We start from the raw sequence: 14,021 nt of genomic DNA on the forward strand, positions 1-14,021 counted from the left end.
TCACCTCCTGTTATGATCGACTTTTTACTTTTAGCAAAAGATAAACTAATAGATAATTTTTATGTTTAACCAATAAAGCAAACACTCTAATTGGCAATCTATATTCACGGCAGTTAATTCTTTTTAACATATTTTGAGTTGGGTCGTCAGATATTATTCTTTTTATATACCTCACCTTCTCTTTGAAAGAGAGCGACGAAGAAATAACGCGAATTAAAAGACTTCGTACTTTAGAAAAGCCGCAACGATGAACTCTCATACGCACATCCTCTGTAATGTTTTCAAGTGAAGTCAACTCTTGTACTTCCCTATAAAAATTGTAAACTCTGTCTAACTGCGCCGAATTAAATGTATGTGATATAGAAACAGGATTATTTCTATACATATATCCATATTCTTGGATGATTGTAACCCTTATGGATTTTAACATATAGCGATAATTAAAAAAGAAATCTTCTGAAACACAATATCTCTCGGACGGGAAATTTATGTTATTTTTTATAATTAGTGATGTACGATATAAGCTGAAGCAAACACTTGCTGGAAGTCCCAAATCTTGCTTTGACTTAGGTGAGGCTGCCACAAATTCTGGCAGTACCTTTTCAATTACCGAACGCCCCTCATAGTTTCCATATATTGGAAGTTCAATTTTTTTGTATTGTTCTTCTTTATTTTCATTATACCTAGTTCTCGATCCAATTGTAAGATCAGCATTGAACGCTTTCGCAGCTTGAACAAGGTTAGCTATGTGATCAATATCAAACCAATCATCTGAATCGAGAAACGTCACATAATCTCCAACAGCATACTCCAATCCCTTGTTACGTGTATATCCGAGTCCCTCGTTTGTTTTATGAATAACCTCTATTCGAGAATCCTTGCTTTTAATCCTATCGCACATAGCGGATGTTCCGTCTGTAGAACCATCATCCACAAGAATAATCTGTAGGTTTGTGTAAGTCTGATTTAATACACTATCCAAGCATTTTTCTAAATATTGCCCCGTATTATAAACCGGAACAATTATTGAAACCATCGGTTGCATAAGTTTTATTTCCTTCCTATTATAACAATCCCTAAACCAACGCTATTTAAGGCTTTTCCTCTATCGGTTATGGGAATAATGGAACCGAGGATGATGAACAGTCCTCGTATCGAGTACAGAATAATCAGATCAGGGTTCGCAAATAATGCATCTTTGCGTTGCTCTATAAAGGCCAATTACCTCTGCTCAACTATGGTGAACCTTCCGTGCCTATAGAAGTCGTGTTTTAATTTCCCTGTACCCACCGGTACATTTATCGTGTGCGAACTAAACTTTTCAATGGGATCGAGTCTCACGGAGAGAACTACTGGCCAGCTACAGCTCTTGTTTCTCAATTAGATTTTTACCAAACAACCTTGCCTTCCAGATACTAGATTCAGTGGACGCAACATCATCTCTGGCTTCATTGCTAATGCAGCTTCTTACAGCTCCATTGTGTTGGGACTCTTTCTAGAATCCTGCCCGATTTCTGAGTTTCAGGAACTCGATAGAATTCTAGATTTTTTTTATTTATTATGCTGCCATTGCCATAACCTGTTTTTGAGGGCGCTTGATATCTCGTAGCATTTTCTGAGGATCATATAGACTTCCATTCTTTAAAATGGTGTATATCACCCGTATTAGCTTGAATGCAATAATAATCAGAAACTGCATTTTCTTAATCGGATTCACCCCTCTTGTCGTGTAATATAGATGGATTACTTAAAATTCTTTGCATGTGCCACAATAGATTTAGCAGCTTGGAATAGCCAATATCTAAGGTACTTGCGTCCTTTCGCAATTATAAACAATTTTAACGTAACAACATAAAGAAATTCCTCCAATTTAATCAAACTCGTTTTTCATTTCTTTCTGAACACGCGTTGCCAGTTCGACACGCATATCACTACGTTTAGCTTGTTTTAGTCGTAATCCCTTTGATATGTGTGTTGAAATTACTCTCGGTAGATGGTTTATTATTCTTCTGAACATATTAATACCCATCTTTTTGAGACTGTTTGGCTCGTATAGTTTTATTAGTTGTGCGTAACTTAAACGGATTGAATCATTAAAGAATTCCCTTCTATCAGGAGGTAGCGGAATTTGGTTGCCCCCCCACATATATTATTACAAGTGTTTATAATACTAGTTACTCGCATCTGAAATGTTAATTCTTTGAAAATTTGCATTCCTCGCTCAGTGTGTATCCACATGCGAGTAGTCCCTTTATTATCGTCCATCGTTTTATTGAACTGACCAATATTAACACAATCTCCTATGGTAAAGTCACTTACTCGAGGTTTTTCTCTATATACACATTGATAGCAAGACGGTCTAACGTCATAAAAGTGTTTGAAAAACATATTGCTATGAACCTTAGCATCGTAGGACTGTTCAATTATTTTGCCATTAGAAAATTGAACCCTTATATTAGGCACAGCATAACCGTAGCTTTTATCACGAAATCTTACATACGAAACCTTAGAGTCATATTTTTGATTTAAATAGTCAATCCATTTTGAGAACAGACCCGGAGAAGATGTTCCAAGGCAAAGCAAATCAATAATTATTAGATTGGGACTTTCTCCAATATATCTTTTTAGCCCGTGTGCCTGACATGGCGTACCTACAAACAATACAAATTTTCCTATTTTAAGGTGAGTCTTAATTTCTTTAAAGGTTTCATTAAGTGTGCTCTGAACATATTTGGAACCGCACAACTCCCTAAGTTGATCCTGTTCTGTGCACTTTTTATGACATACCACCATTTCGCTATATCCCACAGCATAAACTATCCCGTTATGCTGTAAAATATAGTCAGCAATCAAAGAGAACGCGCCTCCGGCTGTGCTAATATTCCTTCTATTATCATTTTTATTTTGTATTGCAACGCAAGTGCTGCAATTTTCTTCTTTTGTCAAAACAGTATATGGACACACTTTTTCACATAATCCGCAATGCTTGCAGTTCTTCTTGTTCACAACTGGATACAAGAAACCTTCCTCATCAAATTCCATTTTTATTGCATTTTGGGGACAAATAGAATAGCAAGCTGTGCACCCGCAGCACTTATGTTTTTCTCTGTTATCTATCATAATGTTCTCCTTCTTAGAAAGAGCATCTTTTTACTGGATAATTTGCTATATTTGCTTAATGGCGCTGCTAATAAAATCCACCGCATATTTCCGCAATTTAATTAATCTTTTATCCACATCAACGTAGTCGATAATGTCATTGATGTTCTTCACAATATCGCCTTTGAATCTTCTCTCAATCCCAAGTTGATAAAACAAACTATCCAATCGTGAGTTACGTGAATTCTTGTTATTATCTCCATACCTATTAAATGAAATAAACTGCTTGTGGTTAATAATAGAAAATACACTTCCATGGAAAGAATCTGTGCAAACATAGGTCGCGAACCGGATAAGATTAATAAACTCTTCCGGTCCTATATTATACAGTGTGCAGTCTCCAAAGTTTTCATCTGAAGCGATATATTCATCCAAGTGCTTAAGTACTACAATTTTTAACCCCGTATTTGCACGAAGCTTTTCTACTTCTTTACGTTGTTCCAAGTTGTTACCCAGAAAATAACAGAATATGTAATCCTCATCGACAATCCTTATGTTGGGTATATTTTTATCCCAGTCCTCTTTAGTAATCACCAGAGTTGGATCGACAATAACAGGTACATCCCTTCCGGTCAAATCCTTTATGAGTTTTTGACCGGAATGCTCGCGAACGCTAATAAAATCTATTCGATTCAAATAATTTTTGGTTTTATTTATCTGAATCTTAGGTATCTCACCGACACCAAAGCTGGCCGCATAAGCAATTTTTTTTATCTCATCAGGCACAAACATTAAGTTATAAAAATTTGTGTCAAGGCCAGATGGAAGCCAAAGCTGATCACTGCCCACCATAATCGCGTCAAAATTACGTGAATACTCTTGTAATACATTATAGGAACCAATAACCGAAGAAAAATTATCAAAATTACGATTTACAAAAGACTCAAATCTAGCTGCCCTTATAGAATCATTCTTAGCAAAACTCTTATGTTTTTTCTTTCCTATTTTCTTTTTCAAATTTCTATACTTCGAATATCTCATATCCGATAGGAGAAGCCTCGGTATCGAGTTAATATAAAAACTTAAATCTTTTTTTCTTTCATAGCGAAGTATCTCGTAATCCACATTCAACTTTCGCAATTCAATCAGTGTAGCAAATGACTGGAGCATACTTCCGTAATTCCAGTTTTTGTATACTATACACAATCCGATCTTGTTCATTTTTATTCTCCATACAAGCTGGTCCAAATTTTATCTATGCGTGCAAACATGGTGTCCTCAGAAAATTTTTCAATACAGATCCTTCTTGACTCCCTAGATTGCTTCTTCCACAGCTCATCATCAGCAACAAGTTTAGTGATTATTCTTTCCAGCGCCTCAACATCACCAGGGTTATATACATACCCGTTTAGGCCATTATTTACAGCTTCATTAATACTACCTACGTCTGTACTCACAATCGCTAAGCCGTATGACATTGCTTCAAGAATTGCCATTGGGAGTCCTTCATTATATGAGGGTAAAATCAGCACATCACTTTTCATCAGTAGATCATTCTTCTTATCTTTATTGATCCAACCGAGAAACTCAACCTGTTCTTCTAGGCTATTTTTTTTTACATATTCCTTCAAAGCTACTTCTTCTTCGCCAGAACCTGCAATAAGCATGTGCCAACCATTTATGCCATTCTGTTGCATTTTATTCAAGGCCTTCAACAAATCCTGCATGCCTTTCCTTTTAATTAAAGCCCCCAGGAAAAGCAGTACTCTTTCCTGGCTTTCTTCCTTCTCGCCTATCTCTGGAATATGGACTGCATTATTAATTACTACAACATTTGATTGTGGAGCAATTTTATTTATAAATTGCTTCCACTGTTCACCTAGAACTATTGTACAATCAGTAATTGTAAACAACTCCACTATCATCGACTTTCTTTTTTGGTCACCATTATTATAGAAATCCTTAAACTCGGATCCGTGGAGATGTACAATGACCTTTTTTCCATACTTCTTGCATAATTTTGTCACGTAATATTTTCGATAAAAGCTCCCTTTGTATGACATGTGAATATGAATAATATCAAATTCGTCTTCTTTCAATAATTTTTTTAATTTTATATATGCTTTTCCAAAAAACAAAATCTTTTTAATTGCATTTCCTGTTATATGCGTAGCAAGATAAGACAGTTCAAAATTAGTACCCCAATCATGATTCATTAGTTGGTCTATTACACTATTCATACCACCTTTTTCTTTTCTATCAGAACTGCACATCAAAATACGCAATTTACTTTTATCATGTCTTACATCCACATTAGTACATGATGTAATCATCGCGTCTATTGAATCTATGATATTTTTTGTGTTTGAAACATAGGGCATAACTTCTTTTTCTTTTGAAACTTTTATTGCTTCACCAATTTTATCGCACTCATAACATCCCGTAACCATTCCAAGTTTTTCAAATGCCTCTACAAGTTGTATTTGATGATCATCCACGACTTCATGGTATTGAACTAATCTTGGAACAGCAACTACTCGTTTTCCCAGTTTAATTGCATTAACAATAACCCCTGTTCCACCATGAGTTAATACAACATCACATTCATTTAACTTCTTGTTAAACTCTTCATGATTAAGGAAATCGACAGTTTTGTAATTCTTAACCTGATATGTACTAGAACCAACTTGAGCAAAAACTTCATCTGAAATTTCACCTTTTTCAATAGCCAGATCCACTGCCTTTAGTAATCTCTCAAATTGAAAACTTCGTGAACCTACTGTAATAAAAATCATTAGTAGATTCCTCCTTTACAAATAGCATTTGGATAAAACTTCTTCATACTTTCCCATTGTACATAGAATTGATCTGCAAATTTATAAGCAATTTTTCCTGATATATTTGGGGAATAAATCTTTGCAAAAGATTCTATATAAATAACCTTTCCTCGAAATATTTTCGTCCACATCATAAGAGGAACTGCTGCCAGCGCCCCTGTCGATATAATGAAATCTGGTTTATTACCAATAATGATAAAAAAAGACTTAATCACATTACAAAGAAATTTTAGTATAAAAGCCTTGTCCGTTCGATTAATTGGCATTACATATTTTACCGGAATATTGTCGACCTTTATATCATATCCAATTTTTTCTGTAACCACATAACCATCATATTTTTCGATAAGTGGTTTTAGCATCATCAACTGTTCAAAATGACCACCTGAAGATGATGCCAAGCAAATTTTGATTTTTTCTTGTTTTTTCACTCTTACAGCCTCCAAAAGCGCATATTGGATCCTTTTAGTTCTTCTACTCTATAGAGACCTTTTACATCAATCAGAACCTTTTCAACATCGGGACTAACCTTAAATAATTTTTTAATATCATCTAAGCTTATAGCTTTAAACTCATTATGTGCGACTGCAATAATTACACAATCTGCATCATAAACGTCATCCAATTTAGTAAGTGTTACACCATATTCAGACATTGCATCTTTTTCACTTGCCCACGGATCTACAACTACTGGTTTAATCCCATATGTATTTAACTGCTTAATAATATCGTTAACTTTACTATTCCTTGTATCTGGACAATTCTCCTTAAATGTTAATCCCAAAATAACTACCTTTGATTTTTTAGGTGCCTGTCCAGCTGCAATCATCTGTTTTACTGCACTATCTGCAACATACTTTCCCATGCTGTCATTTACAATACGGCCATTAAGAATAATCTGGCTATGATATCCAAGTTTCTCAGCCTCATATGTAAAATAATAAGGATCTACACCGATGCAGTGACCGCCAACCAATCCCGGGCGGAAACCAAGAGCATTCCATTTAGTGTTCATGCCGTCCACAACCTCATTTGTATCAATACCCATGCGATCAAACACCATCGCCAACTCATTCATAAAAGCGATGTTGATATCACGCTGACTGTTCTCGACAACCTTGACAGCTTCAGCTGTCCTTAAATTTGATACTGGATAGGTTCCAACTTCAATAACAATATCATAAATATTTTTGATTTCTTTGAGTGCCTCCGCGTCACAGCCAGAAACAATTTTATGAATATTTTCCAAACGATGTACCTTATCACCGGGATTGATACGCTCTGGGCTATAACCGATCTTGAAGTCTACACCGCACTTGAGTCCTGATTCTTTTTCCAGAATAGGAATGCATACATCTTCCGTACAGCCTGGATAGACGGTAGATTCATAAACAACGATAGCACCATTAGTAAGATTACGACCAACAATTTTAGATGCACCAATAACAGGAGTTAAATCTGGCGTATGATCTGTATTCACTGGTGTGGGAACTGCTACAATCAGGAACTTAGCAGTCTGTAATGCCTTTTCGTCTGCTGTAAAATCTACAGAAGAATTCTTAATTACTTCATCGCCAACTTCTTTTGTTGGATCACTCCCTGCTTTATAAAGGTTAATTTTTGCTTTGTTAAGATCAAATCCAACAACTTTTAAGCCTTTTTTAGCAAAAGCAACAGCTATTGGCATACCAACATAACCCAAACCAACCAACGCAAGTTTTTCTTCACCATTAATTAATTTCTCATACAATGACATTTCTTTTTCCTCCAAATGTAACTCTTTTATTGACATACATAAAGCTACTCCACTGTCACTCTCTTAGCCAAATTTCTCGGTTTATCAACATCAGTCTCTTGGCGACACTTACGTAATATCCCAGCAACTGTAATGGTATTACAGCCAGTGAAGCCATAAATCTCTCATCCACCTTTAGAACGCAAGTTACAAAATCAGTGATATTCTCAATCTCATATTTACCATAAGAAGTTACAGCACATAGATACGTCCTACGACAACTTTTCGATTTATAAATCACAATACTTTATAATATTTTACAATTATACTAATGGTATGGTATTTAATTAATTTGTACACAAAATTTTCTTGTGCCAATGCTCTTTTTCATACCAACCCAACACCTACTGTCTCTTTATACCGAGCACTCGCTTTAAATAGAGAAATATATTAATCAATGAATATACCACTACACTGATATTTCCATTTAACTTTTGTACGTATAGTAGCAATCGCTATAATCTTTTAAATTAGTGAGCAGCTGTTTAGATTACTTTAGACAACTCTCACTACCAAATTACTAACCTCAGATCTATTTCCATCCGTATCCACCGTATACAACGTCACTGGATACTCCCCTTCTTCATTCAACTTGACCTGTCCTTCCAATTTCAAATTGTTATAAAGCGTATTATAATCATCCTTATCATCACTCATCGTCTCTATCACTTCATTCCAATTTGGCGCCACCCCTTTTTTGGTTTCTATCACATCTGCATTCAACACCAATACCGGATTAGGGCCCGCTGGTTCTCCCTCATTATTTCCTTCTCCCTGATTCTCGTCCTGACCTTCTTCCTCTCCAGAACTACCTTCCTCGTTACTTCCCGTCTCTGTTTCTGTAGCTCCTTCTGTTCCGGGCATATCCCCAGTCTCAAAAGTTTCTTCTTCAACAGGAATGTCTCCTCCCCCATAACTGCCAGCTACCGTAAAAGCTCTTGATGCCTTCCCCACATTATTCGCCCCATCTCGCGCCACATATGTCACTATCACTTCTTTCCCATTTGTCCCTGCCACCTTCTCCACCAGCAGGCTGTCACTCACATCCCCATCCTTCTCATCCACTGCCGTGACCCCTTCCAACAGCAGTGCTTCATCCATTCCCTCCGCATATTCTATCTGCTTCTCTTTATCAAAGAATATTTCCGGTCCTTTCCTGTCTTTCCCCATATACAGAACCAGACATACCACCAGCAGTACCACATCTATCGCACCAACCACAGCTACTATCTTTTTTGCTTCCATCTCCCGTCTCCTTTACCTACTTCCCTGCCTCTGTCACTTCTGTATCTTCTTCCAATTCTTCAACCTCAAGCTGCACCATGTCCACATCCAACTGTATCATGTCATCCTCTTCATACAGGCTCTCAGCTTCCTTTTCCACTTCTCCGGCCATCAGTTTTACATTCCCATCTGCCTTTGCTGCCACCTTACCTTCATGCACTTTTGAACCAGAACCGCTTTCCTCCTGCTTTGCTCCAGTCTTCGCCGGTTTCAACCCTTTCTGCACCACCGCAGAATGCAGTCCGCCTTCCTCATTTCCGCCATAATACTTCCCATAATATTTCCCGTAATACTTCCCATAATAAGCGCCGTAATACCCCTTGCCGCTCATATTCACCTTATTCAGTATCACTCCCAGGATTCGGCAGTCCACCTTCTCCAGCTGTTCTTTCACCTTCTGTGCAAATTTATAGCTGATAGCCCCACTCTCAATTACAACTACCGTTCCGTCACAATACTGTGCAGCTACTGCCCCATCAATAACACTTCCCAACGGTGGTGTATCCACAATCACATAGTCGTACTCATTCCTCAAATACTCCAATAATAGCCGAAATGCATCATTTCCCAACAACTCACTGGGATTCGGCGGTACCGGCCCAGAGAAAATAACATAGAAATTCTCAATATTTGTCTTACACGTAACATCCGCAATCGAAGCCTGCCCACTCAGATAATGAGACAGCCCATACCTGGAAGCATTCGTCTTATACCTCCCCTTCAACACCGACTTTCTCAAGTCAGCATCCACAAGAACAACTCTCTTCCCGCCTTCCGCAACCGACAATGCCAGCTGAAAAGACACACTCGTCTTCCCTTCATTCGGCGTACAGCTGGTTACAGAAATTACCTTCCTGTCCCTCCCGGAAAATTCCAAATTAGTCCTTAACGTCTTATAACTTTCCTTCGTCCTAAAATCCAGTTTCTCTATCGCATTAAAATTTACCGTCTGCATCCTCTCTCCGCCTTCTCCTTTATCTTCCAGTTTTCAATCACCCATATGATAACAGCAGAAAAGTTTCCCTCACGCTCCGCTTTCCTGCCTGTCCTTTTCTAACTTCTTTTCACTTTCTTCTTTTTCTTCTTCCCGTCAGCTTCCCCCTCATTCAAAGGAATTACCGCCAGCGTAGAAAGCTGCAGATATTTCTCCACATCCTCCGGGGTCTTTATTGTGTCATCCATCAGATAACGAACCAGCACAACAGCAATTATCAGGAATACTCCCAGCACACCGCCAAGAAACGTGTTCTTCAGCACGCTGGGGCTGGCCTTCTTCATCGGCATATTGGCAGTCTCTGCCACATTTACCGCCTGGATATCCATCACGTTCATAATATGCACCGAGGCAGCTTCCCGGATTGCATTGGCCATCTTCATTGCCATAACCGGATCTTTATCCTTCACCGTAATCGCCAGAATACGAGTATCCGTAGGCGTCGTAACTGAAACCTTCTCCTTCATCTGCTCATACGTCAGATCCAGCCCCATCCCCTGCACTACTTCCTCTAAAACGAACCGGCTCTGAATCAATTCCGCGTAGTCCTTCGTCAGCTGCGTCCCCAGCTGAATATCCGAATAAGTCACCGCACTGTTCTCCTGCTTATTCAGGATATAAATCTTCGTAGTAGACTCATAAGAAGGCGTCACCAACAGCTGTGTAAACAGAAAAGCCCCCAGCGCCACCATAATTCCCACAGAAACAATCAAAGCCAGGTTATGTATCAGCACCAGACAGATTTCCCACAAATCAATCTCAATTTCATCTGTCTGCCGTATCGTATTTTCTTCCATTCCTATTTTCTCCCGCACATTTCTCTTTTGTTCTCAGTTCCAAATATCATTAACTAAAAATATGAATACTCCCTACAAAACCCGATCCTCCAGAATAGCCTCCGCATTCTCCCGCATCAGCTTCCCAGCCATGGTTTCTCCATATTTCTTCTCCAAATACCCAGCGCACTTCCTCAGTCTCGGCGCCCGGCTCCCATCACTATGTGCATCAGTCCCCACAAAGTCCACTAGCCCGGCTTTCAGCAGCTTCTTCACCACATTCTTCGCCGCAAATCCCTGTTCGCCGACAACACTTGAGGCATTCACCTGAAAATAACACCCGGCATCTTCCTTCAGCCGTTCCGCCTTTTCCATATCCTTAATCACATTCACATACCGTTCCACATGGGCCACCACCGGCCAGTATCCAAAGGAAGCCACTCTGCCTATCGCATCTCTTATGTACGCATAATCCTCCCCCGGCAAAAACTCTATCAGCACATAATGGGAATTCGCCAGTGTCCGGATCTTCCCCTGCTCCAGCAGCTCTGCCAGGCCATGGCGGTAAAAAATTTCATTTCCCGGAAATAATTTAACAGGAATTTTAAGCTCGTCCGCTTTTTTCTGCAGGATTTCTATCCGTTTCACAATTCCCTCGGGTGTTACACACCTTCTATCCGCCTTCTGATGGGGCGTCAATATCATTTTCCAGATGCCTTCGTCCGCCGCAATCCGCAGCATATCCAGCGCCATTTCCGTTGATTGTGCCCCATCATCCACCATAGGCAGTACATGGCAGTGAATATCTATGAATCCGGGGATATCCTTTGATTCATGAACTTTTTTCACTCTATTCATAATTTTTGAACCATAGATATCTTTCAATTCATCCATATCTGCTGTCTCATCCTGCCTTAGTCCTTTTCCTGTTTTATTAATTCTGTACATGCCTGGGCCTTACTACCTAAGCACTGCGATATTTCATCCGCTATATTTCCTTTTACCTGCGAAAAAAACGTATGCAATCACTTCTGATACCTGCCGCCATTCCCCGGGGCCTCTTCCTCCTTCAGTCCCACATCACTGCACGCAATCAAAAAAGTCCGCAGTACCTTCGCCGCATACATACGCTCCCGCTTCGACACATTATTCAGAAGCTGATACACCGCTTCCGTTTCTTCCGTCCGGCTTACATCCTTCTCCGCCCCTGGCTGATTTTCCTCTTTCCCAAGTATCAGATAATCCAAAGACATATGATAAAGCCTGGAAATTGCGATCATCGTTTCCACCGACATCCCGCAGTTTCCCCTCTCAATATCCGCATAATAAGTAGGCACCCTGCCCAGCTTTTCCGCAGCCTCTTTCATGGTAATTCCCAGCTGCCTGCGCTTTTCCCGGATCCGTATGCCTGCTGCTTTTCTGTCGTACGTATCTTTTTCCATTGTTTCCCACCTTCCGACATTCCCTGTTCTGGTGTAAAATCTTTACTATCCGGGCCGCTTTTTTGCTTTCCGGTATTGTTTCCCGGCTCTTTTCTCAGGGAACAAACAATAAAATCAGAATCTGTTATGTGTTTTCGCTAAATTTAAACTTTTGCGAAACACAATCCATAAAAGCAGCACTTATCTACATTTCAGTTGTACAACTGACCATTTTTTTGACGGCTCAGAAATTAAAATCACCTTCCTGAGCCGTCGCATTATGCATCTTGCTAAGCCACCGCAATGTGTGCGCTCTAAGCCGCCGCATTATGCCCCTGCTAAACCAACACAATGTGTGCGCTCTAGGCCACCATAATATGCGCCCTGCCAAGCGTCGCGATATGCGCCCTAAGCCACCGCCATCCGATACCCGGCCATCAGCTGTTTTTTCCTCTCCATATCCGAATGCACATAAATCCTCATCGTTGTACTCACATTGGAATGCCCCAGTATTTCACTCAATGATTTCATATCAAATCCCTGCATAATACAGTTCGTGGCAAAAATATGCCGCAGCATATGGAAATTAAAAGCAGGAATTCCCAGTTCCTTCAATATCCTCTGAAACCGGTACTGAAGGGTTCTCGGTTCCGTATATTCCTTCTTTTTTCCCGGCATAACATATCCTTCCTTTACACCGCTCATTTTTTCCAGCAGCTTCAGCAGATGCTCCGGCAAAGGGATTTCCCTGTTGGAATTCCGGGATTTCGGTCCGGCCACCACCACCTTTGTCCCGGTTCTGGTTACCGGTTTTCCTTCAGCCCACACCGTTTCAAAGGTTCGTATCCTCTGCATCGTCTTACGGATTGCCAGTGTCCCTTTTTCAAACTGAATATCCTTCCATTGCAGTGCGCACAGCTCCCCAATCCGTATCCCGCTGCATCCGGACAATAATATTCCCAGGCAGGTATGATCTCCATGCTCCGCTTCCTTCAGCAAATACGCCTCCAGCCTTCGAATACTGCCTTCTTCAGGCGCATGGGAGGCGGCCGGCGGCGGCCCCTTTTTTACAGCAAAACAAGATGAGGGAAGCTCCGGCAGCCTGCAATGATATTTTTCCTCCAGCACCCTGAAAATCTGTCCGAATAAAATATGTATCTGGTGCAGATATCCTTCTGACAGGCAGCTTCCGTCCCCCCGTACTCTGTATTTTTCAAAATATCTCTTATACAGCTCCCCATCCAGCGCCGCCACCGGAGTTCTTCCCAGTTCTGGTAAAATATGTTTTTCCGCAATCGAACGGTAAGTCGCCAGGGTGGATTCCTTCCATCCGCCTTTGCGTTCCTCTATCCATAAATCCACGGCTTCCCTCACTGTTATCCCTGCAGGCAGCCTTCCGCCAGCTTTTTTTCCTGCCAGCTGCTCTCCCTTTTTTACAAAAAGTTTTTCCTTAACCTCTCTGTAAGACTTCCCATAAACGGAAATATATCCTGCCTTTCCGCCGGACAGCCGCCCGGTCCGGCAGCGCCCTTCCCAGCGCCCGTCCTTCCTTTTATATATATTTTCCCCTTTTCTTGCCATAGCTACCTCCATCATCCTGACGAATAAATTGACGGTTTATAAATTAACTGCACCTATGGCAGAGTAAACAGACACTGCGATGTATTAAATAACGAACAAAATAATGCGCCATAGGAACCTTGTGTTACTTGCTTCCAGAAACCTTCCGACAAAAAATGACATTTCAGTATTATTTTTTACGCATTAATTGACAAAATACAAAACTTGTCTTACAATAAATTCCAGTGTCGAGTT

The 14,021-nt window shown here is 40.0% G+C and carries 12 protein-coding genes and 1 pseudogene; all 13 read right to left on the minus strand.

All coding sequences use genetic code 11. The annotated features are described in order from the left end of the window. Positions 1 to 10 precede the first annotated feature (10 nt). Complete coding sequence (locus DXC51_RS03030) at positions 11 to 1,045, minus strand: glycosyltransferase family 2 protein (protein ID WP_025489876.1); 1,035 nt, start codon at positions 1,043 to 1,045, stop codon at positions 11 to 13. Between the two features lie 1,031 nt (positions 1,046 to 2,076). After that, positions 2,077 to 3,120 carry a Coenzyme F420 hydrogenase/dehydrogenase, beta subunit C-terminal domain gene (locus DXC51_RS03035; RefSeq protein WP_117543672.1) on the minus strand — a complete coding sequence of 348 codons (1,044 nt, stop codon included), beginning with the start codon at positions 3,118 to 3,120 and terminating at the stop codon, positions 2,077 to 2,079. A gap of 45 nt (positions 3,121 to 3,165) precedes the next feature. Then, the gene (locus DXC51_RS03040) at positions 3,166 to 4,320 is read right to left on the minus strand and encodes a polysaccharide pyruvyl transferase family protein (protein WP_025489874.1); all 1,155 of its coding nucleotides are present in this window, start codon (positions 4,318 to 4,320) and stop codon (positions 3,166 to 3,168) included. A gap of 2 nt (positions 4,321 to 4,322) precedes the next feature. Continuing rightward, complete coding sequence (pssE, locus tag DXC51_RS03045) at positions 4,323 to 5,894, minus strand: PssE/Cps14G family polysaccharide biosynthesis glycosyltransferase (protein ID WP_025489873.1); 1,572 nt, start codon at positions 5,892 to 5,894, stop codon at positions 4,323 to 4,325. Then, complete coding sequence (gene pssD / locus DXC51_RS03050; protein ID WP_243003113.1) at positions 5,894 to 6,367, minus strand: PssD/Cps14F family polysaccharide biosynthesis glycosyltransferase; 474 nt, start codon at positions 6,365 to 6,367, stop codon at positions 5,894 to 5,896. The genes pssE and pssD overlap by 1 nt, the downstream gene beginning before the upstream one ends. A 2-nt stretch (positions 6,368 to 6,369) precedes the next feature. Beyond that, a complete protein-coding gene (locus DXC51_RS03055) occupies positions 6,370 to 7,692 on the minus strand; it encodes a nucleotide sugar dehydrogenase (RefSeq protein ID WP_025489871.1) in 1,323 nt (440 codons plus the stop codon). Positions 7,693 to 7,736: 44 nt separating this feature from the next. Further along, positions 7,737 to 7,948: pseudogene (locus DXC51_RS30515) on the minus strand (glutamine--fructose-6-phosphate transaminase (isomerizing)); the annotation flags it as partial. 278 nt (positions 7,949 to 8,226) lie between these two features. Continuing rightward, positions 8,227 to 8,976, minus strand: a complete 750-nt coding sequence (locus tag DXC51_RS03065; RefSeq protein ID WP_117530921.1) for a hypothetical protein — start codon at positions 8,974 to 8,976, stop codon at positions 8,227 to 8,229. 16 nt (positions 8,977 to 8,992) lie between these two features. After that, positions 8,993 to 9,970: a polysaccharide biosynthesis tyrosine autokinase gene (locus tag DXC51_RS03070; RefSeq protein WP_117530919.1), complete on the minus strand. Its 978-nt coding sequence runs from the start codon at positions 9,968 to 9,970 to the stop codon at positions 8,993 to 8,995. Positions 9,971 to 10,068: 98 nt separating this feature from the next. Beyond that, the gene (locus DXC51_RS03075; protein ID WP_117543674.1) at positions 10,069 to 10,806 is read right to left on the minus strand and encodes a YveK family protein; all 738 of its coding nucleotides are present in this window, start codon (positions 10,804 to 10,806) and stop codon (positions 10,069 to 10,071) included. 72 nt (positions 10,807 to 10,878) lie between these two features. Further along, positions 10,879 to 11,679, minus strand: a complete 801-nt coding sequence (locus DXC51_RS03080; protein ID WP_243003114.1) for a CpsB/CapC family capsule biosynthesis tyrosine phosphatase — start codon at positions 11,677 to 11,679, stop codon at positions 10,879 to 10,881. Between the two features lie 131 nt (positions 11,680 to 11,810). Continuing rightward, positions 11,811 to 12,227: a helix-turn-helix domain-containing protein gene (locus tag DXC51_RS03085; protein WP_117530502.1), complete on the minus strand. Its 417-nt coding sequence runs from the start codon at positions 12,225 to 12,227 to the stop codon at positions 11,811 to 11,813. 387 nt (positions 12,228 to 12,614) lie between these two features. Continuing rightward, positions 12,615 to 13,787, minus strand: coding sequence for a tyrosine-type recombinase/integrase (locus DXC51_RS03090; RefSeq protein WP_025489867.1), 1,173 nt, complete (start codon positions 13,785 to 13,787; stop codon positions 12,615 to 12,617). Positions 13,788 to 14,021: the final 234 nt, after the last annotated feature.

This window comes from Eisenbergiella massiliensis (genome assembly GCF_003435485.1).